The organism is Mycolicibacterium pallens (assembly GCF_019456675.1).
Taxonomy (GTDB): Bacteria; Actinomycetota; Actinomycetes; order Mycobacteriales; family Mycobacteriaceae; genus Mycobacterium; species Mycobacterium crocinum.
In genome coordinates this window covers 2,269,139-2,290,787 of sequence record NZ_CP080333.1, presented here as the reverse complement: position 1 = coordinate 2,290,787, position 21,649 = coordinate 2,269,139, and the positions used below count along the sequence as shown (strand labels likewise).

21 protein-coding genes are annotated in these 21,649 nt (G+C 65.0%); 12 read left to right on the top strand and 9 right to left on the bottom strand.

Features of this window, described 5'->3' with window-relative positions:
* Positions 1–2: 2 nt before the first annotated feature.
* Together thyX and K0O64_RS11265 are read right to left on the bottom strand one after the other, a co-directional pair.
* A complete protein-coding gene (thyX, locus tag K0O64_RS11270) occupies positions 3–755 on the bottom strand; it encodes an FAD-dependent thymidylate synthase (RefSeq protein WP_096311167.1) in 753 nt (250 codons plus the stop codon).
* Between the two features lie 20 nt (positions 756–775).
* Positions 776–1,855, bottom strand: a complete 1,080-nt coding sequence (locus K0O64_RS11265) for a GGDEF domain-containing protein (protein WP_071949943.1) — start codon at positions 1,853–1,855, stop codon at positions 776–778.
* Positions 1,856–1,964: 109 nt separating this feature from the next.
* On the opposite strand from K0O64_RS11265, the gene K0O64_RS11260 reads away from it, so the two are divergent.
* A complete protein-coding gene (locus K0O64_RS11260) occupies positions 1,965–3,518 on the top strand; it encodes a class I adenylate-forming enzyme family protein (RefSeq protein WP_096311166.1) in 1,554 nt (517 codons plus the stop codon).
* An 81-nt stretch (positions 3,519–3,599) separates the two neighbouring features.
* Here the strand turns inward: K0O64_RS11260 and K0O64_RS11255 are convergent, their stop codons facing one another.
* The 3 genes from K0O64_RS11255 to K0O64_RS11245 are packed head-to-tail and all read right to left on the bottom strand — an operon-like array spanning position 3,600 to position 6,081.
* Entirely contained in the window at positions 3,600–4,808 is a 1,209-nt protein-coding gene (locus K0O64_RS11255) for a winged helix-turn-helix domain-containing protein (RefSeq protein ID WP_096311165.1), read from the bottom strand.
* Positions 4,805–5,284: a dihydrofolate reductase gene (locus tag K0O64_RS11250; RefSeq protein ID WP_071945824.1), complete on the bottom strand. Its 480-nt coding sequence runs from the start codon at positions 5,282–5,284 to the stop codon at positions 4,805–4,807. Before K0O64_RS11250 ends, K0O64_RS11255 begins: the two co-directional genes overlap by 4 nt.
* Positions 5,281–6,081 (bottom strand): thymidylate synthase, encoded by an 801-nt coding sequence (locus tag K0O64_RS11245; protein ID WP_071945826.1) that lies wholly within the window; start codon positions 6,079–6,081, stop codon positions 5,281–5,283. The genes K0O64_RS11250 and K0O64_RS11245 overlap by 4 nt, the downstream gene beginning before the upstream one ends.
* Before the next feature lie 42 nt (positions 6,082–6,123).
* On the opposite strand from K0O64_RS11245, the gene K0O64_RS11240 reads away from it, so the two are divergent.
* Complete coding sequence (locus K0O64_RS11240) at positions 6,124–6,864, top strand: dienelactone hydrolase family protein (RefSeq protein WP_096311164.1); 741 nt, start codon at positions 6,124–6,126, stop codon at positions 6,862–6,864.
* On the opposite strand, the gene K0O64_RS11235 is transcribed toward K0O64_RS11240, so the two are convergent.
* Positions 6,853–7,317: a hypothetical protein gene (locus K0O64_RS11235; RefSeq protein WP_096311163.1), complete on the bottom strand. Its 465-nt coding sequence runs from the start codon at positions 7,315–7,317 to the stop codon at positions 6,853–6,855. The genes K0O64_RS11240 and K0O64_RS11235 overlap by 12 nt on opposite strands.
* A 136-nt stretch (positions 7,318–7,453) precedes the next feature.
* On the opposite strand from K0O64_RS11235, the gene K0O64_RS11230 reads away from it, so the two are divergent.
* The gene (locus K0O64_RS11230; protein WP_225933689.1) at positions 7,454–8,134 is read left to right on the top strand and encodes a TetR/AcrR family transcriptional regulator; all 681 of its coding nucleotides are present in this window, start codon (positions 7,454–7,456) and stop codon (positions 8,132–8,134) included.
* Positions 8,135–8,162: 28 nt separating this feature from the next.
* On the top strand, positions 8,163–8,804 hold the full coding sequence (locus K0O64_RS11225) for a carboxymuconolactone decarboxylase family protein (protein ID WP_071945832.1): 642 nt from the start codon (positions 8,163–8,165) through the stop codon (positions 8,802–8,804).
* Positions 8,805–8,840: 36 nt separating this feature from the next.
* On the opposite strand, the gene K0O64_RS11220 is transcribed toward K0O64_RS11225, so the two are convergent.
* Both K0O64_RS11220 and K0O64_RS11215 read right to left on the bottom strand, forming a co-directional pair.
* Positions 8,841–9,458 (bottom strand): TetR/AcrR family transcriptional regulator, encoded by a 618-nt coding sequence (locus K0O64_RS11220; protein WP_225933688.1) that lies wholly within the window; start codon positions 9,456–9,458, stop codon positions 8,841–8,843.
* A complete protein-coding gene (locus K0O64_RS11215; RefSeq protein WP_096311161.1) occupies positions 9,455–10,636 on the bottom strand; it encodes a cytochrome P450 in 1,182 nt (393 codons plus the stop codon). The genes K0O64_RS11220 and K0O64_RS11215 overlap by 4 nt, the downstream gene beginning before the upstream one ends.
* Positions 10,637–10,897: 261 nt before the next feature.
* On the opposite strand from K0O64_RS11215, the gene K0O64_RS11210 reads away from it, so the two are divergent.
* The 6 genes from K0O64_RS11210 to K0O64_RS11185 all read left to right on the top strand — a co-directional run bounded on the left by K0O64_RS11210 (position 10,898) and on the right by K0O64_RS11185 (position 18,985).
* Positions 10,898–15,205 (top strand): AAA family ATPase, encoded by a 4,308-nt coding sequence (locus tag K0O64_RS11210; protein ID WP_225933687.1) that lies wholly within the window; start codon positions 10,898–10,900, stop codon positions 15,203–15,205.
* Between the two features lie 110 nt (positions 15,206–15,315).
* A complete protein-coding gene (locus tag K0O64_RS11205; RefSeq protein WP_225933686.1) occupies positions 15,316–16,077 on the top strand; it encodes a hypothetical protein in 762 nt (253 codons plus the stop codon).
* A 25-nt stretch (positions 16,078–16,102) separates the two neighbouring features.
* Complete coding sequence (locus K0O64_RS11200; RefSeq protein ID WP_071945840.1) at positions 16,103–17,251, top strand: polyprenyl synthetase family protein; 1,149 nt, start codon at positions 16,103–16,105, stop codon at positions 17,249–17,251.
* The gene (locus K0O64_RS11195; protein WP_071945842.1) at positions 17,248–17,706 is read left to right on the top strand and encodes a hypothetical protein; all 459 of its coding nucleotides are present in this window, start codon (positions 17,248–17,250) and stop codon (positions 17,704–17,706) included. The genes K0O64_RS11200 and K0O64_RS11195 overlap by 4 nt, the downstream gene beginning before the upstream one ends.
* Positions 17,703–17,966 (top strand): hypothetical protein, encoded by a 264-nt coding sequence (locus K0O64_RS11190; protein ID WP_071945844.1) that lies wholly within the window; start codon positions 17,703–17,705, stop codon positions 17,964–17,966. Before K0O64_RS11195 ends, K0O64_RS11190 begins: the two co-directional genes overlap by 4 nt.
* Positions 17,963–18,985, top strand: a complete 1,023-nt coding sequence (locus K0O64_RS11185; protein WP_071945846.1) for a hypothetical protein — start codon at positions 17,963–17,965, stop codon at positions 18,983–18,985. The genes K0O64_RS11190 and K0O64_RS11185 overlap by 4 nt, the downstream gene beginning before the upstream one ends.
* Before the next feature lie 25 nt (positions 18,986–19,010).
* On the opposite strand, the gene K0O64_RS30170 is transcribed toward K0O64_RS11185, so the two are convergent.
* Complete coding sequence (locus K0O64_RS30170) at positions 19,011–19,133, bottom strand: hypothetical protein (RefSeq protein WP_256385480.1); 123 nt, start codon at positions 19,131–19,133, stop codon at positions 19,011–19,013.
* A 6-nt stretch (positions 19,134–19,139) separates the two neighbouring features.
* Here K0O64_RS30170 and K0O64_RS29890 point away from each other — a divergent pair, with 6 nt between their 5' ends.
* Both K0O64_RS29890 and K0O64_RS11175 read left to right on the top strand, forming a co-directional pair.
* Complete coding sequence (locus K0O64_RS29890; RefSeq protein WP_225933684.1) at positions 19,140–19,382, top strand: hypothetical protein; 243 nt, start codon at positions 19,140–19,142, stop codon at positions 19,380–19,382.
* Entirely contained in the window at positions 19,379–21,649 is a 2,271-nt protein-coding gene (locus tag K0O64_RS11175; RefSeq protein WP_071945850.1) for an FAD-dependent oxidoreductase, read from the top strand. Before K0O64_RS29890 ends, K0O64_RS11175 begins: the two co-directional genes overlap by 4 nt.

Here is a 21,649-nt window from a genome sequence, read left to right as displayed (position 1 = left end):
GCTCAGGCCTCTGTCGCCAGCGGGGACGTCGCGACCTCGGTGCCGTCGGCCAGTTCGGTGATCTCGAAATCGGCGAAGACCGCGGGTGCGGTGTCAGCCAGCTCGCGCAGGCAGGCGATGGCCAGGCGACGAATCTCGACATCGGCGTGTTCGCTGGCCCGCATCGCGATGAAATGGCGCCACGCGCGGTAGTTGCCGCTGACCACGATGCGGGTCTCGGTGTCGTTGGGCAGCACGGCACGGGCCGCCTGCCTGGCCTGTTTGCGACGGAGCACGGCATTGGGCTGGTCGGCGAACTTGGCTTCCAGCCGGTTCAGCAGCTCGAGGTAGGCCGCCCGGCTGGCGTCGGCCGCCTCGAGCAGGATCTGCTGCAGCTCCGGGTCGTCCTCCAGCCCGGGCGGCACGACAACCTGGGCGTCGGTCTCGGGCACGTAGCGCTGCGAGAGCTGTGAGTAGGAGAAATGCCGGTGCCGGATCAGCTCGTGGGTGCAGGACCGGGAGATGCCGGTGATGTAGAAGGACACCGAGGCGTGCTCGAGTACCGAGAAGTGACCGACGTCGATGATGTGCTTGAGGTACGACGCATTGGTGGCGGTCCGCGGGTTCGGCTTGGACCAGCTCTGGTAGCAGGCCCGGCCGGCGAATTCGACGAGCGCTTGGCCGCCGTCGGCGTCGGTGCTCCACGGCACGTCGGCGGGCGCCAGGAACTCGGTCTTGGCGATCAGCTGCACACGCAGCGGCGCGGTCTCGGCCACCGGCTCACCTTAATCCGATGTCACTGAGGCACATCTTCGGCGTAGCGAATCTGATTCCCGCCGCTGCGTTTGGCCGCATACATGGCGCTGTCGGCTCGCGCGATCAACCACTCGATCAGTTCCAGTGGTTTGAGCGCGGGGGCGCGGATCACCGTCGAAGCCAGGCCGAAGCTGGCCGTCACGCCCCATGGCACCGCGGCGATGGCCTTGCGCAACTCTTCGGTGCTGTCCCGGGCTTCGTCGAGAGTGCACAGCTGCGCGAAGAGGAATTCCTCCCCGCCCACTCGTGCGATTGCGGTGTTGCTGCCACTGACATGCCTGAGGCTGTCGGCAACGGCGACGAGAACCATGTCGCCGGCCGGGTGGCCCAACGTGTCGTTGAGCTTCTTGAAGCCGTCGAGGTCGATCATGGCCACGGTGAAATAGGGCCGAGACCGGTAGTCAGCGTGACGCAACAACGCCTGGGCAGACCGGAAGAAGCCGCGGCGGTTGGGCAAGCCGGTGAGCGTATCGGTCGACGACTTCAGGGAATCGACCGACAACCAGTGCACCATCACCTGCCCGCAGAAGGGGACCGCCAATATCCCGCCACACAGGATGAGCAGCTTGGCCGCCGCCATCGCCGTATCGCCGGCCATGGCGATCCGCACGGCGCTGACAACCGCCGTCGCCACGCCCGTGCCGAGGGTCAGCACGAGAAAGGGTGCGGTGTGGAAGAAGGCGACGTAACCGGCCAGCCCCACAAAGGCCACGGCGCCGATCATCGCGGTGCGCGGGTCGGCTTCCGCCAGAACACCCGCCGCGATACACGCATTACCCGCGATCGAAAACACTTGAGACTGAACACGAGTCGGCCAACGGTATAGGTACGACACCGAGATCACGGCCAGCCCCGCGCTGGCGACGTACGCGGCGATGCGCTGCGCCGGGGTCTGCGGTCCGGCGGGGCTCGCCAACGTCAGCGCAATGGCCGCGGCGATGGTCAGCAGCACCACGAACATCAGCCAGCGCATGAACGGCAGGAGCCGGCGGCCCTTCAGATAGGATGTCAGCCAGTCGTAGTGATCGGGCTGCCGCCACCACAGGCCGATGCCGTGCACTTGTCCCTGCGCCCCCGTGCTGTGATCGTGGTTGCCACCGATGGTAGTGATATCGGCAGGCCGCGATAGCAACTTCACTCAGTCCGGTCGGACCCGAACAAGGAGGCACATGCCAGACGTGCGCTGGGGAACCGAGATCGAAGCGTCCGGCTACGCCGGCCACCCGGGTGTGCAGTACTCCCCTCGGCCAACCACATTCGCGGACCTCTTCGCCGAGTCGCAGCGGTGGGCCGACCGCACGTTTCTGGTTCACGGTGAACGACGCGTGTCGTTCGCCGCATTCTCCGACGCCGTGAACGCCGGAGTCGGTGAACTGCGGGACGCGGGTGCCCGGCCCGGAGACCGGATCATGCTGTACGCCTACAACAGTCCGCAGTGGGTGATCGCCCTCTGGTCGGCCTGGCTGGGCGGCGCGGTCCCGGTGCTTGCCAATCGCTGGTGGAAGCAGACCGACGTCGACCACGCCATCGAACTGCTCGAGCCGCGTCTCATCTTGACCGACACACCGCTGGGCGGCGTGCGGGTGACAACCCGCGACATCGGCTCGTTCGCCGCCGCCCAGTACCCCACGGACGCCGGCTCGTACGAAATCGATGATCCGGACGCGACGTCGGCGATTCTGTTCACCTCGGGCAGCTCCGGCCTGCCCAAGGCGGTCGAGCTGTCGCGACGTGCCGTCATCGCCAACCAGCACAACATCCTGGCCGTCACGAAGCGGCTGCCGCATCAGCTCAATCCGGATGCGCCACAGACGGTCTCGTTGGCGAGTACGCCGATGTTCCATGTCGGTGGGCTGTCGAATCTGTTGAGCAACCACCTCACTGGCGGCCGGGTGGTGATTCCCGAAGGTCGGTTCGACGCCGGTCAAATCCTCGGATTGATCGAACGCGAGGGCGTGCACAACTGGGGCGGTGTGCCGACCATGGCGATCCGGGTACTCGAACACCCGGAGTTCGACTCCTTCGACCTGTCGACGTTGCGGTCATTCCCGCTCGGCGGGGCGGCGGTACCCACCGCACTGCTGGACCGGATGCGGATCCGGCTGCCGCAACTCGCCAGTCGCGGGCTCGGAAACACCTGGGGTATGACCGAAGCCGGTGGATTTCTCACCGCCGCAACGGGTCGCGACCTGGAGAAGTATCCGGGCACGGTGGGACGCCCCTATCCGGTGGTGGAGCTGGCGATCGACCGGCCGGACGCCGAGGGAGTCGGGGAAGTCCTGGCCCGCTCACCAACGGTGATGAACGGCTATGTCGGCATCGACGACGGGACCGTCGACGACGAGGGCTGGCTGCACACCGGCGATCTCGGCCATCTGACGGACGGCTATCTGTTCATCGACGGCCGCGCGAAGGACATCGTCATCCGCGGCGGCGAGAACATCGGCTGCGGCCAGGTGGAAGCCGCATTGTCGAGCCATCCGGCGGTGGTCGAGGTGGCCGCCATCGGGCTACCGCATCCCGACCTCGGCGAGGAACTCGCGGCGGTCGTCGTGCACCGCCCACGTGATCTCGCGCCCACCGAGGACGAACTGCGCGCTCACGTCTCGGACATGTTGGCGCACTTCGCGATTCCCACACGATGGCACATCAGCACCACCGCGCTCCCGACCCTGCCGGGTGAGAAAGTCGACAAGAAGAGCCTCGCCGAACTATTTCGATGACGCGGACATGTACGCGAAATCGACGCCATGGCTGTTGATCGCACTCCATCACGACCCTGATGCAGATCTCGGCGACAGGCCCTACACGTGACGCCGCAACGCGCCGACGAGGTCGCCACGCTGACCGACCGTGACCGTGCCCAGCCCCAGCCAGCCCGCCATCGACTGCAGTTCGGCCGCCAGCCGGGGCGCGACCAGGGCCGGGTTCTGGCCCGGCTCGGTGAACGCCCCGACCACATTGAGGGCGTCGCCTGCCCGTTCGGCCTTGAGGTCGACGCGGCCGACCAGGCGCCCGTCCAGCAGGAACGGCCACACGTAGTAGCCGAACTTTCGCTGCTTCTCGGGCACGTAAATCTCTATCCGGTAATGGAATTCGAACAGCCGCTCGACGCGCGGACGGAAGAAGATCAGCGGGTCGAACGGACACAGCAGCGCCGTACCGCGATCCGCCCGGGGCACCGTCACACCGCTCGCCAGGTACGCCGGCGCTGACCAGCCGTCGACCTCGACCTCTTCGAGCTCACCGGAGGCGACCAGCGCGGCGACCGCGGGCTTGCTCTGCTTGGGACTGAGCCGGAAGTAGTCACGCAGATCGGGTTCGGTGGCCACGCCGAGCGCGCTGGCTGCACGCAGGATCAGCTCCCGCACCGCTTCGGCGTCGTCGACCTCGCGCGAGAACACCTCGGGTGGCAGCGCCTTCTCGGTGAGGTCGTAGTGCCGGGCGAACCCGGACCGCGTCGCCGTCGTCAGCGCGCCCGACGACCACAGCGCCTCGGCCACCCACTTGGTGTCGCTGCGATCCCACCACGGGCCCTTGCGGCGCGCCCGCTCGCCTTCCAGATGCGCTTCGATCTGGCCCGCGGTGCTCGGACCGAGTTCGTCGACGGCAGCCAGGATGTTCTCGGCCAGCTGCGGATTCTTCTTGACGATCTCCTTGCCCCACCGGCCGTGGGTGTATTCCCGCATCCGCCACCGCATCAGCGGCCAGTCCTCCACCGCCATCAGCGCGGCCTCGTGCGCCCAATACTCGACCAGCAGCCGCGGCGCCCGCGCGCTGTGACTCCACGCCGCAGAATCGAGGACGTCCCGGTCGTAGGGGCCGAGCCGACTGAACACCGGTGCGTAGTGCGCGCGCACCGCCACCGACACCGAGTCGAGTTGCAGCACCTGGATCCGGTTGATCAGCCGGCGCAGATGCGAGCGGGTGACGGCACCACGGGGTTTGGGCTCGGCCAGGCCCTGCGCCGAAATGGCGACGCGGCGGGCCTGATCTGCCGACAGCCGGGTCATGCCCGCAGGTAGGAGTGGAACCGGTAGCGCAGCCCCGAACGACTGTCCTGCCAGGGGCCGGACTTGCCGACCCAGGATTCGTCGAGCACCGGGGCCAGCGCGTCGTCGTCTTCCAGGCGCAGGTCGATCTCGACCTCGGTCACCTCGCAGTGCGTCGCCGCGGGCAGGGCCAGGTGATAGACCTCCGCCCCGCCGATCACCCACATGTCGGCGTCGTGCACCTCGTCCAGCCCGGTCACCACCGTCGCTCCGTCAGCCATGTAGTCAGCTTGCCGGGTGAGTACGACATTTTTGCGGCCCGGCAGCGGACGCACCGAAGCCGGCAGCGACTCCCAGGTGCGCCGGCCCATCACGACGGTGTGTCCCATCGTCAGGTCCTTGAAGCGGGCCAGGTCCTCCGGAAGGCGCCAGGGAATCCCGCCGTCACGGCCGATGACACCCGAGGTGGACTGCGCCCAGATCAGGCCAATACTCATACGGCGACGGGCGCCTTGATCGCCGGGTGCGGATCGTAATTGCGGATCTCGACGTCTTCGAAAGTGTAGTCGAAGATCGAATCACGCTGCGCCAAAACAAGTTCCGGGTACGGGCGAGGATCACGGCTCAGCTGCTCGGTGACTTGCTCGACGTGATTGTCGTAGATGTGACAGTCCCCGCCGGTCCAGACGAACTCCCCGACATCCAGTCCAGCCTGAGCGGCCATCATGTGGGTCAGCAAGGCGTAGCTGGCGATGTTGAACGGCACCCCGAGGAACAGGTCCGCGCTGCGCTGGTAGAGCTGGCAGCTCAGCCGTCCGTCGGCGACATAGAACTGAAAGAGCGCGTGGCACGGGGCCAAAGCCATCTGCGGGATCTCGCCGACGTTCCACGCCGAGACGATGATCCGGCGGCTGTCCGGGTCGGTGCGCAGCAGATGCAGCGCGGCGCTGATCTGGTCGATATGGTCCCCGGACGGCGTCGGCCACGACCGCCACTGGACGCCGTACACCGGACCGAGATCACCTGTCGGCGAAGCCCATTCATCCCAGATGCTGACACCGTGCTGCTGTAGCCAGGCGACGTTGGAGTCGCCGCGCAGGAACCACAGCAGTTCGTAGACGATCGACTTGAGGTGCACCTTCTTGGTGGTGATCAGCGGGAAGCCGGCCGAGAGGTCGTAGCGCAGCTGGTGGCCGAACACGCTGCGGGTACCGGTGCCGGTCCGATCGGATTTCGGTGTGCCCTGCTCGAGCACAAGTCGCAGCAGATCCTCGTACGGCGTGGCGATCGGCACCCGCTCAGCTTACGTCTGCGGGCAGAGAGTACAAACGAAGCCATGCCGACCATCTCCGACACTGTCACCACTGCCGACGGAACCTGTCCGGTCACCCTCGCCGTCCCCGCCGGGCAGGGGCCCTGGCCCGGGGTGATCATGTATCCCGACGCCGGCGGTACCCGCGCCACGGGCGTCGACATGGCGGCCCAGCTGGCCGACCTGGGCTACGCGGTGCTGGTGCCCGACGTCTATTACCGCAGCGGTGACTGGGCGCCGTTCGACATGGAGACGGTGTTCAGCGACAAGAGTGAGCGGCAACGCCTGTTCTCGATGATCGGCAGCGTCACCCCGGACGCGATGGCCTCCGATGCTCGGGCGTTCTTCGACTACCTGGCGGCGCGCCCCGAAGTCACCGGCGAGACGTTCGGCACCACCGGCTACTGCATGGGTGGCCGGACGTCGTTGACGGTCGCGGGCCGGGTGCCCGAACGCGTCGCGGCGGCGATGTCGTTTCACGGTGGCGGCCTGGCCACCGACGATCCGGGGAGCCCGCATCTGCTGGCCGATCAGATCACGGCAGCGGTCTATGTGGGCGGGGCCCGGGACGACGCCTCGTTCACCAAGGCCCAGGCCAAAACGCTCGACGACGCTCTGACGGCGGCCGGCGTCGAGCACACCATCGAGTGGTATCCGGCCGAGCATGGATTCGCGGTCCCCGACAACGGCCCCTACGACGAGGCCGCGGCGAAACGGCACTGGGATGCGATGAAGGACTTCTTCGGGGCGCACCTAGTCCGCTGAGTTGTGGTCGCGGCTGCGACGCAGGCTGGCCAGCGCGCGAATGACGCCGCGCGATGCGTAGACGGCGACGAGACCCGACAGCGCGATCAGGAAGATGAACGTCACCAGCCAGTTGGTGCGGCTGTGCGGGACGTTCCACCAGACGATCGTGAACAGCACCGCGCAGACGAACACCACGATGTCGCGCCAGTTGCCTTTGTAGGACGACGCGATCTCGCGCAATTCGCGGCTCTTCTCGGTGGCGTCGATCAAGTCGACGATGCGTTCGTTGATGCTCTGGCGCAGCCTGGCCCGCAGATCGACGTTGTCTTCGGGCAGCTTCTCGAGCAGTTCGAGATCGGCCTTGATAGCGCCACGGACATCAGGTCCGCGGAGGTTGCCGGCGGCGACGCCGAGCAGCGCTCCGCCTGCGATCGGTGCGGCTCCCAATGCGATCTCGGCGATTCCCGACATGCAGAAGACGGTAGGGCCGGGCGGCCCGCCGGTCCAGGAAGCGAATGAAATCGTGTCGCTCCGCGCAGGTGGGTCGGGTTGGCGACCCGACGGAGATGCGTCGCAGTAGGCGAGCTCGCAGGTCGGATGACGTATTTTGATACGGCGAACAGAGCACGACTGGAAGGCGAGACCGATCCCAGCCACACGTCAGCAAAGCGACAACGCCAGGCGCCGCATAGAACGTCGCGCAGCAGATCACCGGGCGTCCAACGAGCGCTGGCGCAGCATCCTGGCTGGTGCGACTGAGGTGTTCCGCCGTGAGGGGTTTGCCCGCGCCCGGCTCGAAGACGTGGCCGCCGAAGTCGGCATCAATCGGGCATCGCTGTACTACTACGTTGGAACGAAGGAAGAGTTGCTGATCGCGCTGGTCGAGGAGCCTGCGCGTGAAATGACCCGCCACTGCCGTGAGGCGTTGGACTCCGACGGGCCTGCCGACGTCAAACTGCGGACCGCACTGCACTGTTTTGTCGAAGATCTGCAGAAGTACCCAGAGCTGTTCTTGCTGTTCAGCGAGAGCCAGCACATCGCCGGGATTCCCGACGCCGAAGGCATCAGCAGGAACGCCCAGGACTACGTGGACACGCTGCTTGCCATCATTGATGAGGGTGTGAAGGCCGGCGTTTTCCGCGGCGACCTGGATGCAGGGCTCGTGATGCACGGGATACTTGGCATGTTCAACTGGATTCACAAGTGGTACGTGCCGGGCGGGCGTCGTTCACTGACGGAGATCGGCGAGGTGTTCGCCGAGATGATTTTCTCGGGCTTGCGCCCTTGAATTCGGTTCCTGCCGAGAGGAATTCACCATGCCATCGCTAGACCAGGTCTCCCGCGCCGAGGTCGCCGACGACTTCACTCGCGGCATGTACGACTTCATGTTCGGTGATCGCGACCCCGTTGCCGAACCCGGCACAATCGGCGGGACGCGCGGTGACTGGTGGACCGTGATGGCGAACTCCCCCGCGGCGCTTCGGCATGCCGTGCGCGGATTCCGCTTGTACCGCGAGGAAGTCGGCATCCGCGCCGACTATCGCGAGCTTGGCCAGATCCGGGCGGGCTGGGTAGTCGGTAGCCAGTTCGTGTTCTCCCAGCACTGCAAGGCCTGCCGGGCGGCAGGGATTTCGGAGGACAAGATCGCCGCGGTCCCGTCGTGGCAGACCGCGGATTGTTTCGACCGCGCCGAGAAGCTGTTGCTGGCCTACACCGACTGCCTGGCCGGCCAACAGGGCCGCGTGCCCGACCAATTGATGGCACAACTGCGGGAAGTGTTCAGCGACAAGGACATTCTGGAATTCACCTACACCACCACCATGTACGTCATGCACGCGATCATGTCGCGCGCATTGCGACTGGAATTCGATGATCGTGACGACCCGGTGGTGGAGGTGGACGACGTCGAAGGCGGCGGAGTCCTCGACATTGGGGCGGCAACCTCCGGTGACGATTAGCGCGACGGTACCGCCTGCCGATTGAAGACCCTCTGATCACAACGGCCAACTCCCCGTGTGCGACGGAAGACGCAGCGGGACGGCTGATTGCAGTGGGCGTGGTGCGGTTGTCGTGATGGCGTCGAGCATCAGGGTCACGTAGCGCCGCCAGCCGTCGCTGGTGGGATCCATGGTCCACAGCACGCTGTTGAGCATCGCGATGATGCGGGGAAGGTCGTCGGCGACCAGGTCGGCCCGCACCACACCCGCCTCCTGGGCTCGGCGCATCAGCTCGTAGAGCGCCTCGTCGAGTCGCGCCGACACGTTGTCGAGTGCATCGGCTTTGCGCGCCGCGGCCAGGATGCTGTGTTCGCGCGCACCCAGCGAGATCGCGGCTTCGACGATGTCGGTGAGGCCTTGAAGCGGGTCGCCGTTCTGCCGGGCCTTTTCGATTGCGGGCAAAAGGTTTTCGGCGATGCTCTGGTCGAGGGCGGCACGGATCAGATCACCCTTGGTGGGAAATCTGCGATACAGGGTTCGCTCCCCCACCCCGGCGCGACGAGCTACCAGTTCCATATGGGCGTCGGGGCCCACTTCGGCATAAACCTCGCGGGCGGCATGCAGTATCCGCTCGGCGTTGCGTGCCGCGTCAGCTCGTACACGCGTTGTCGTCACCACGTGACCGGCAGTTCCTTCAGGCGCCAGATGGCTTGGTCGTTCATGAAGTCCAGGTTTTCTTCGGGCCCGGCCAGCCGCAGGGTCGGAAGCCGGCGCGCCAGGGTGGTCAACGCGATGTCCAATTCTGTACGCGCCAGGTTCTGTCCGACACACTGATGCACTCCATACCCGAAGGCCAAGTGGCCGCGCAGGTTTCGGTCCATGTCGAATGTTTCGGGGTGATCGACGAACGCCGGGTCGTAGTTCCCCGCGGTCAGGTTCATCATGACGTGCTCGCCCTTGCGGACCAATTGTCCGCCCAGTTCGAAGTCCTCGGTCGCGATCCGGTCGACCAGCCCGCTGTGCACGATCGTCAAGTACCTCAACAGCTCGTCGATGATCTGGAGCCGGACGTTCGCGTCGTCACTGTCGCGCAGCCGGGCGAAGGCGTCCGGATTCTTCAACAGCACCAGCGTGCCGAGTGCGATCATGCTGGCCGTGGTCTCGTGACCGGCCTGCAGCATGACCCATCCGGTCATCGCAGCCGTCATCACACTGATCTCACCGTTCGCGACGTACTGGGTCATCAAGCGCGACAACAGGTCGTCGCCCGGCTCGTCCTTCTTGCGCTGCAGTAGTTCGGTGATGTACCCGATCATCGTCATGATCGATGCGGTTCTCCGCTCGTCAGTCGTTTTGACGTCGAGACCCGCGACGCTGTGCTCCTCGAAGTACTCGTGATCCTCGTAGGGCACGCCCAACAGCAGACAGATCACCAGCGACGGCACCGGCAGCGCGAAGTCGCGAACGAGATCGCAGGGCGGCCCGGCCGCAATCATCTTGTCCAGGAAACCATCGACGAGCTTCTGGATGTCGGGCGCCATCTCCTTGGCGCGCCGGACGGTGAAGTCCATGGTGAGCATGCGGCGTAACCGGTTGTGCTCGGGATCGTCGGTGCGCGCGAAGAACACCGGCATGTCGTCGTCTTCACCGGGTGGTTTGACCGACTCGGGAAGGGTGTTGGCGCTCATCCGCGGATCGGTGACCGCAGCCCGAATGTCCTCGTAGCGGCTGGCCACCCAGGCCGGCTGTCCGGTGAAGAGGTTGGTCGCTCGGCGCAGCCCTGGCTCCGCCCGCCACGCAGCAAACTCTACCGGCGGATCGAGCGGGCACCGGGGTGCCCGTGGGGCAGGCATCGTGGGCAAATCGACGTCGACCTGATTCGTTACGGTGTCTCCTCGCCCAGAGTTCACATCCGACAGTTGACTGCCACTTCGGTGAGCCTAGATGCGCCCGACCAGGCAGTCAACGGGTCTCCGATCTGGCGCGTAGCGGGTGGTTCGTCATTACGATGTATGAACAGGCCCTGGGGGGTTAGCCATGCATTTCCGAATCGACCCGCGAATTCAGCACGCAGCTGTTCCATCGACGGTCCTCGCAAAGATGCGTCCGCTGACGTGACGACTCCGGTTCTGGACCTGGACGGCCGCGTCGTCGACCGCCGACAGGAGATCGACGAACTTCGAGCGGCAGTGGCAGCAGCGGGGCGGACCGGCGGGGGCTGCTTGTTGTTCAGCGGTGCTCCGGGTGTCGGCAAGTCCACCCTGATCCAGGCCTTTGGCATCGAGGCGTCCAAGGGCGGCTGCGTGTTCGCTTATGGACGCTGCCGAGCCGATGCGCCCGCGCCGTACTCGGCGTTGGCCAGCGCGCTCGGCTCCGTCGTACGCAGCATGCAGGCCACCGGGCCCGCCGAGCGCGCGCGTTGGCAAACCGAACTCGTCAGTGACATGTCGGGCACCGCCGGCACCCTCGCCGAACTCGTCCCCGAATTGGCCACTCTCCTGGGCGATTTCGGGCACGCCGACGATCTTGATGCGGCGGACTCGCGCCGTCAGCTACACCGGGCCATCATTCGGCTGCTCTCCGCCACAGCCTCTTATCGGCCGGTGGTGCTTGCGGTTGACGACCTTCAGTGGGCTGACCGAGACACGCTGCTGCTACTCGCCGAACTCTTGACGGTGTCCCTCCGCAACGTTCTGCTCCTGGGCGCGCACCGGGCGGGTGAGTTCGATCCGATCGCCGCGGCTCTGAAATCCGATGGCCTGCAAGCTATCCAGCTCGAACCGCTGGCCCGCGAAGATGTCGAGGAATTGCTCGCCGACGTCTGCGGCCGCAGCGTGGAGGTGGGCGACGTGGCCGCAGAGTTCCATTATCGGACAGGCGGCAATCCGCTCCAGGTCCGGCAACTCTTCTACCGCGCTCAGCGCGAAGGCGCGCTCACGCCCGTCGGCCCGGGGGGCCAGCCCAGCTGGGACCTTCGGGTTCTCACGTCTATCGAGGTCTCCGCGACCACCGCCGAATTCCTGGCCCGCTATCTCGACCAGCTCCGCCCCACCGACCGGGAAGTGTTGAGTTCACTGGCGTGCATCGGCGACGAGTTCGACCTCGATGACGCCACCGCCGCCGCGGCGCAGTCACCCGACGTCGTGGCGCGTGCACTGTGGGCATGCCTCGAGCTTCGACTGATCGAGGCCCTTGATGCCCGCGGTCAGCGGATCACCAACGCCATCAGCCGTGACGCCCACTACCGATTCAGCCATGACCGGGTGGCTGAAGCGGCACGCGCGGGGTTGTCGGACGACGATGCCCGCGCGATCCATCTCCGCATCGGCCGACGGCTGATCGCTCTCGGGGACGACCGGGTCTTCGAAGCTGCGCGCCACGTGAGCATTGCTGGTCTCGGTCTGACGGATGATGCCGAACGCACCGGCTTCGTCGAAGTCGTCGGACGCGCCGCGCGAAAAGCCCGGGCCCAGGCTTCTTTTCCGTTGGCCCTGGATTACTGCCGCAGTGCGCTGGACCTGCTCGGCGAGCAACGGTGGGCCACCCACTTCACGCTGACGCGGCAGTTACACCTCGACGCCGCCGACGCCGCCTTGCTCGTCGGTGATGTGGCGACCCTCAACGCATTGCTCGACGAGGCCGAGGAGTTCCTGGACCAACCGCCCGACCGTGCGCGAATCGCCTATCTACGCCTCAAAGGGCGTGTCGTGGAGAACCGCCTCCAAGATGCGCTCGAGATCGGGCTTCGCGCGCTCGATGAACTCGGTGAGCGGGTAGCGGCCGACGCCGGCAAACCGCGCATGGGTAATGCCGTCATCCGGATGAAGATGACGATGCGACGTTGGAGCAACGAACGACTGCTGGACCTACCGCACTGTGAGGACGAGCGAGTCATCGCGCTGCACCCGATTCTCGCCGAGTTGTGCAACATGGCCGTTCTCATCCGGCCGAACATCCTGCCCCTGCTCGTTCGGAAGCAACTCGATCTCACTCTCGCTCATGGCCACACGCCGTCATCACCGTTGGTGATCGCCGGGTACGGCATCGTCCTCGTATTGCTCGGTGACTACGAAGGTGCCCAGCGCTTCGGCGAGGCCGGCAGGTCGCTGGCGGCGCGTCCGGAATTCCGTGAGGCCCGCCCGCAGACGGTGTTCATGCACTTGGACTACATCAAGCATTGGCGCCATCCGATCCGCGACGGATTGGGCCAGCTCCGCGAGGCCATCGAGGAGGCACTCGACCAAGGTGACCAGGAGAACGCCGGATTTCTGGTCACGGTTCTGCTCTCGCAGTCGTTCTGGCTCGGCCGTCCGCTGGCGGAGATCGACGCCCTGGCGCGATCGCTGATCCCGCACATCCGTTCCCAACCGGTGCCCAGTGCACTCAGCCAAGGGATGCAGCAGATCTGTCTCAACCTCATGGGGCGCAGCGATGATCCGCTTCTGCTCGCTGGCGAGAGCGGCTATGACGAGCGCGAGATACTGCCCGCAGCCCGGCGCGAGGGCGACACGGTGGCACTCGCGGCGGCCGCGGCGATGCGGCAGGGACTGCACTTCTGGACCGGCGACCACGCCGGCGCGGTCGCCGCCACACATGAAGCAATGGAGCACATCGACGGCCTGACGGGAGTGCCCGCCTCACAGCTCGTTTACATGCTCGGTGCCCTCAGCATGATCCACTCCGCACCAAAGGATTCCGCGACGACACGCTTCGTTCGCCGCGCTCTGTCTCTGCACCGGAAGTGGGCGGCTGGCGCACCCGAGAATTATGCGGCGCCCTACGCCTTGATCCAAGGCGCGTGGGCGCGAGCGCACGGGCAGAACACCAAGGCAGATCGCTTCTTTCACGAGGCGATCGCCCTTGCGGAAGAGAATCAGCTTCCCATCGTGGGCGCCTACACTCATGAGGAAGCAGCTGCCCTCTACACGGAGACGGGGCGGGCGAGTCTTGGCGAACACATGTTGCGCTCGGCATACCAGCGATGGCTGAACCTCGGTTTCGTGGTGCGCACCGACAAGCTGGCACGGGACCACCCCTGGCTACTTCGCCGTGACCTGACGGGTTCGGCCGGGATCGATCCGGTCGGGGCACATCAACTGCTTCACTCAATGTCCGCCGCTCGGACTGCGGACACTCTGGCCAACATCATTCTCGGGTCGGTGGCTGACACGACCGGTGCGGATCGAGTTCTGTTCCTCACTGGTGAATCGGAACACCTGACGGTTCGGGCCATCAACGACCGAGGCGCCATCTCGATCATCGATGGGCCATGGACCGAGGTCTCATACGATGCGGATGTCGTGCGTCGGGTGATCGAGGACGGCTCCCCCGTGATCGTTGCCGCGGATCGCGCAGCAACCAAGCCGTCAACACTTGCCGCTCCAATCATTCTGCACGACAGGATAATCGGCGTGGTCTATGCCGAGAAGGGCGAATCCGCAGGAGTTTTCAGCACCGTCGACGAACAGGCCGTCGCCTTCTTATGCGTCCAGGCGGCCGCGCCGTTGTGGAATTTCCAGCTCGAAGCACGGCTGCGGGCCGCCGACGAGTACCGGCAATCGCTGATCGACGTGCAATCGCGCTTCGTGCCCAATGAACTGCTGCGGATCCTCGACATCGACGACCTCCGCCGCGTGCGCAGCGGTTACCGCGTCGAACGTGAGATGACCGTGCTGATCAGCGACATCCGCAGTTACACGACCATGATCGAGGACATGGATGTAGCCGAGGCAGGCAACTTGGCATCGGGCTTCATGCGCGCGGTGGAAATGCCGATCATCGGCTACAACGGCATGATCCAAGACATGCGCGGTGACGAGATCGTCGCCGTCTTCGAGTCCGAGGCGGACGCCGTCCGAGCGGGGTTGGGCATGTTGCGCTCCCTGCGCGAGCACAACCAAGAACGCAAGGCTCGCGGTTCCGAGGAGCTGCGGGCCGGTATCGGGATCAATACCGGCACCGTGGGGGTCGGTCTGGTCGGCGGAGTTAACCGCATGGTGCTCACCCTGATCGGCGACGCAGTTAACCTCGCCGCGCGGATCGAGAGCACGAACAAGCGATATGGTTCCGCGTTGCTGATCTCCGACCAGACGTATAGGCGCATTGCCCATCTGGAGGAGTTCAGCGCGCGGCGCATGGAGATGGTCAGGGTGGTCAACCGAAAGAAGCCGGTCGTCATTTATGAGGTGTACGAAGCGGATTCACCAGATCTTCGGGATGCGAAGCGTGCTGCGCAACCCGCCTTCGACGAGGCGTTCGCCCTGTTCGATGCGGGTCACGTCGATGGAGCGCGAGCCGCTTTCGAGCGCTGCCGCGCGTTGCTGCCCGACGATCCGGTTGCGCCATTGCATTTAGCGCACTGCGACGCGATCTCGCGTGGCGAATTGGACCCCGGTCAGGAGATCGTTCTGCTTAGCAAGTAGTTCACTACTCCATTTTGGAAATTCGGTGAATTGATTGCGCGCGCGTCGATTTCCTCTGCCATGATCGAGGCGAAAGATCTACGACTTGTCGGGGGTTCGTAGTTATGTACATGAGTGCTGAGCGATTTGCTTTGGCCAACCAGGCGGTTCGCGAGACTTTCGCGCAGTGCAGCATTGTCTGGCAATCCATCCCGCACTGGGACGTGGGCGACCCTGGTCAGATCACGGTCGCTGACGGCAAATTCAGCCCTCCCGGCTTTAAAAACCTCATCTATAAGCGGAAGAGGTTTCAGGTCACCCTCGCCCAGGCGAATGCACCGACCCCTGATGCGCTGCTCACCGAAGTGATGGCGAGGACGAAAGTGCTCGCAAGAATTTTCGACAACAACATCCTGCCGAAGCTCTATACCAATGCCACGCTGAGTCTGCCGACGAACAACGGGGCCACCGATCTCTTGAACCAGCTGATCCTCGCCCGCGCGCACGTGGAGGACGGTGGGTATCGGGCGCCTTCCTGCCTGATCACGAATACGATTGGACTCACCAATCTCAGCCAGATTTCGGGTGGAACTTTCATCCTCGAGCCACTGCTCGCCGCAGGGAATATCAACGCGCTGCACCGGACCTCGAAGCTCAACGGAGACGACAAACACACGCGAATCGTTGTGCTGGGGCGGCGGCGGCGGATTCCGCAGGGCGCAGCCCCGGAGGCATCGCCCGGTGAAGAGCCGGTGGACGTGGCGGTGAGCGTTCCTCCCAGCCTGGAGATCGATGGCGAAACCGGTGGGGGCAACATACGGCTCACTGCACGAATCCGCTACGCGTTGAGGATCACGGATGACCGCGGCCTCGCCAACATCCACGAGCCCTGAGTCATTCGCTGGCGAACCGAACCCGATGGTGGCCCGCCAGCTCGACGACTATCTCGCGCTGTGTAAAGAGGCCTGCGACGGGGAGATCGCTCGACTCTACGGACCGGATGAACGCCAAGAAGGCGGCCTCTACGACCTCATCCTCGATTACCCACTACGGGGCGGAAAGGCCCTTCGGCCGGCGCTGAGCATCGCGGCGTGTCTTGGACTCGGCGGCCATCTCGAAGCCGTGCTGCCTACGGCCGCCACTCTGGAGCTCTATCACAATGCATTCCTGATCCACGACGACATCGAAGACGAATCCTGGTGGCGGCGTGGCAAACCCACGTTGCACATCGACCACGGCGTGCCAATCGCCATCAATGTCGGCGACGCCATGCTTTCGCTGTCGCTGCAACCGCTGCTCGACAATGTCGAACGCGTGGGACTCGGGCCGGCGCTGCGCATCCTGCGGGCCGTCGCCAAGATGACCCGGCTCACTGTCGACGGACAGGCCCTAGAGCTCGACTGGGTGCGGTCGAACAGGTGGCGGCTCAATGATGCCGACTACCTGAAGATGGTGGAGCTGAAAACCAGTTGGTACACGTTCATTACTCCCCTGCAAGCCGGCGCGATCGCGGCCGGGGCGGCGCCCGATCGCATGGAACCGTTGGAGTCTTTCGGCCGCCATCTCGGCGCAGCCTTTCAGATAACCGACGATCTGCTCAACCTTCGTGGCGACCCGGAGGAGTACGGCAAGGAGATTGGCGGGGACATCTGGGAGGGCAAGCGCACCCTCATGCTGTTGCACACCGTGCGGCACGCCGAACCATCGGATCAGGCTCGCGCCATGGCGATTATGGCGAAGCGCCGCCCCAGTGTGGATGGCGAACTGGGTGTGACAGAGCTCCTCGATTCGCTGACTACTCGAGGCGAGCTGTCCGAGTCGGGACGCGCCGAACTCGAGGGGCGCCTACAGCAGCACCGGCCGTCGGAGTGCAAAAGCATCGATGATGTTCGGTGGCTCTATGAATTGATGCACGATGTCGGCTCGCTGAGACACGCACGCGATGTCGCCGCGGCACATGCCGAGAAGGCAGCGGCGGTGTTGGCAAGCCTGGACTGGTTCCCGCACAGCCGCCACCGTGACATGCTGGCCGATCTCGTGGACTACGTACACGGGCGAACGCGATGAGCCCCGAAGAGATGGCCGGGATGCTGGCGGAACTCGAGCGTGTCCGCGAGCTCACCCTTGATCTCATCGACCGCGCGACACCACAGTTGCAGCCGCCGCCACCCGACGAAGCCGACGGCACAGCGCGAGCTACTTTCGACCTCCTACTCGGCGCACGGCGCGCGGTCCTCGGTAACCCCGCGGCCGCCCGGAAGATACATGACCTCCTCGTCGCCGAAGGACGCCGATACGCGGACACCCCTCGGGGAGCCCGCCTACGTGACGGACTGATCGCCTCGGAATCGGTGGAGAACCTTCGACGGGTCTGGGAGATGGTCAGCCTCAACGTCCTTGGCGGCCCCGCCAGTCCTAGCGGAACCCCGGACGCCTGGGCGGATCTGCTGGTCGATGCTCTGGTCGGGCACGGCCTTGACGACTCCACGCTGGCTCGTTTGCGGCCCGAGGGGTTCGCATGACGCTCACCGATCCGCAGGAAGCACTGGCCGATAGAAGCGATTTCTTCGGCTATCTGCTGGGCATTGCGGCCCTGGCGCACATGGTTCGCACCATGGCTGCCGACGGTGACCAGGAGCCTCGACCCGCCGCTGACTGCGACGACTTCGTGTATGCACTGCTCGGGCTGGCGAGCACCGGTGCTGCAATCGAGCGAATGGCCAACTGTGTCACCCCATCGCAGAACCCCCATGAGGTCACCGCCACGAGGTTCCTGCGATGACCGCGGTACTCGCCCGCAGCGACTTCCTGCGAACCCCGATCCTGGCCGCGGCACGGCCCGCTGGGTTCAAGGAATGGCATCACTTTGTGATCCATGGGCACGGCGTGCGGATACTGATCAACTTCAGTCTCAACAACGAGGTATTCGGCACCGATGACGTCCGGCTCGCACCGCGCGTCATCGTGATCGCACATGACGAGAACTGGGCCGGTGCCATCGAGCGATTCGACGAGCACGCTGTAGCGGTATCCGCCGACCTCGGCGCGCTGACTATCGGTACCAACCGGATGACCATCCGGCCCGACGGTTATCGCGTGTCGATTGATCTCCCCGACAATGCGATTCAGGGCGACGTGCATTTCAGCTCGACCAGTCAGCCGTTCGCGGTCCGCAACGAGCCCGCGGGCGACGGCCGGATCAGCTGGCTCTTTGTGCCGAGGCTGCGCGCGCAGGGCTGGTTGCACATCGGCGATCGAGAACACCGTTTCGACGACGACCTCGCCTATCACGACCATAACTGGGGCCGATTCCGGTGGGGCGACGACTTCGGCTGGATATGGGGAACCATCCTGCCCAGCGGGCCCGAGAACCCGTGGTCAATGGTGTTCGTGGAGATCACAGACCGCAACTGGCTGCGCTCGGTGTCGCGGTCGCTCTATGTATGGCATCACGACGAGCCGGCCGCGATATTTCGTCACGCCGCAGTGCAGACGCGCTCGAACGGGAGGCTCCCCCGCCCGGCCGACTGCACCCTGCCACCACCGATGCGGCTACTGCTCGACGGTGAAGTACCCGGTGTCCCAGAGCGAATCGCCATCAATGCCACCCGCGCCGGCGATACAGTGCGCGCAGAATTTCACTCACGTTCCTATGCTCGACTGGCGCAACCCAGCGAAGTGCGTCTCGACCGCTCAACCGTGCTCTGCGAAACCGACGGAACGGTGCGGGCGAGCGGCACGGTCAACGGCGAGACCTTCGAATTTGAGGGCACCGGTGTATTCGAGTTCCTCTATGGCTGAAAACATTTCATCGCTCCTTCGCCGGTCAGTCGAACATCTGCGAGAAGATGTCCCCGGCAGCTACCGACTGCTGGTCGCCGAACTCGGCCCAATGGTTGTCGAGCTCGATGTCGGCGATGAAGTGTTCTCTATCCGCGGTGGCGATCATCTGCAGGTGTCTGCCGGTTCCGCGCAGACGGTCAGCGTCCGCATCACCACGTCGCGAACGACCATCCTGGACCTCATCGACGCCAAGGTCGGCCTGGATGACGCCGTCGAGGCCGGCATGGTGACGGTACGCGGCTCGCTCGATGACATCCAACGCGCCCACGCTTCGCTACGGGCGTATGTGCACGCCGCGGTCAGAGCGGCAAGCGTGCCCGCGCTGCTGTCGGATCTGAGGGTGGGTACGCCATGACCGACGGCATCACAACACCGGGATCCTGCAAGCGCCGTCCCACCGTAGCGGTGATCGGCGCCGGCATCGCCGGGTTGACCGCCGCTCAGGAACTCGCCGAGCGAGGGTTCGTCGTCACGGTGTACGAGGCAGAACACGACGAGCGCAACGGATTGGGCCCCAAATCTGCCGGTTCGTACCCGCCTGTCAAGCTCGGTGGTCTTGCCGCATCTCAATATTCGACGGTCGGCACACACAACGGAAGTGACGCTGAGCTGAGACCGTTCCCCGGGCGCCGGGGTCACCCGCCCTCGCCCGGCCGGGCCGTGGCGGGTGAGCATGGCTTCCGCTTCTTCCCGGCGTATTACCTACACATCTGGGACATGTTTCAGCGCATCCCGGTGTACCAGAACACCCATCGGGCCGACGGCACGTCGCACTGGACGCCGACCTCACGCACCGTTTACGACAACGTCCGGCGAGTCGTCACCCAGGGCGCCACCGCCGACGGCGAACCCTCGCTCATCTTTCCTCGCGAACTGCCGCGGAGCCCTGCCGAATTCCTCAGTGTCTTAACGCAACTCACGACGTTCGGATTCGCCCCGACAGATGTCGCGATCTACGAGAGCCGGCTGCTGCGCTACCTCGTCACCAGCCCGCTACGCCGCGCGTTCGAACTGCAGAACGTCTCGGCATACGACTTCTTCGTCGGGCACGATCCCCAGAGCGGGACGAACAGATATACCTATACGCCGCGGTGCGACAAGCTATTGCGTCAGATGCCAAGAGTTTTGGTCGCCCTCGACTCGCGCTGGGGTGACGCGCGGACGAATCTCAGCACGAATCTGCAGCTGTACCTGAGCATGGACCGCCGCGACAACAAGGCCGACGGCGTGCTCAACGGTCCCACCACCGAATCGTGGTTCGACCATTGGTATCACCACCTCCTTGCGCTCGGCGTCCGCTTCGTCCATACGGCGGCGCTTCGGCTTGACCCGCCGGCGCTCGACCCGAAACAGCCGCCTCATCTACGGCCGCGTGCGCAGATCACGTTCACCAACGGCGCCCGGGTGACCGCGGACTACACGGTCGTCGCGGTCGATGCACCGGCGGCCGAATACCTCGCTTCCGCATTGCACGCCGGAGGCACCGGCGGTACTGCAGCCAAGCTGGCAGGATTCACCACCACAGCTCCCCCGCCCGATGGCCCGCTGCAACCCCGCGACACCCGGCCGAAGCAATGGCGAGACCCCTACTCGATGGACCAGCTGGGCCGAGTCCCCTGGGATCGGTTCCAAACACTGTGTGGGATCCAGTATTACTTCGATACCGAGTTTCAACTTGTCCGCGGCCACATGCTCTACGTCGGCAGCGAATGGGGTCTCTCGTCGGTCAACCAGAGCGGATTGTGGGAGAAGCGACCGATTTTGGACCGCGACGGCCACGTCTCGGTGCTCTCGGTCGACATTGGCGATTTCAATACCCCGTCGTCTCACGTGGTCGACGAGTTCGGCCAGGCCAAGGCGGCACGCGACTGCACCGCCGACGAGATCGCCTCAGAAGTGTGGCGCCAGATCACCACCGCCCTGGCCGGCAATTCCAGCTCGGCCGGACATGGGGTCGTGCCGACGCCGATGTGGTACGCGCTCGATCGCGGTCTCGTGATGGGGGGCGGCCCCGGTCAGGGTCAAGGCCGGGTGGTCCGCAACAAGACGCCATACTTGGTTCCCATCGTGGGAGACTGGGGCAACCGGCCCAGCGCCGAGCCGTGGAATCCGCACGGAACGTCGTGGAGCTTCATTCCGCCCGAGGACGTCTGGCACAAGAACCTTGAGCTGGCCAATGTCTGGCAAGCGCGTCATGGCGGCTACCAAGTGCACAACAACTCGGTGGTCTTCGCGGGCACGTGGAACAAGACATTCACTCGGTTGACGTCTATGGAAGCCGCATGTGAGTCGGCCCGCCACGCGGTCAATGCCATTCTCGACCACTACATCTGGGTGGAATCGGGCGGTGCCGACCGCCGGGAGAAGAGCCCGCCGCTTGAGTGGGTGTTCCCGTACGGGTTCCTCGATCAGAGCCTGTCGAGTCCGATCCGGATGCCCACCCCCGCAGGCGATTACTGCTATGTGTTCGACATCGAGAATCGCGAGCCCGCGGACACCCGCCCCCTACGCAATCTCGATTCAGATTTCTGCGAGCGGTCACTGCCGCATCCCTTGGACATCGTGGCTCCCTACCCGCTCGGCATCCCTACACCTCTTCCGACCGCACCTGCAGGAGGCTGA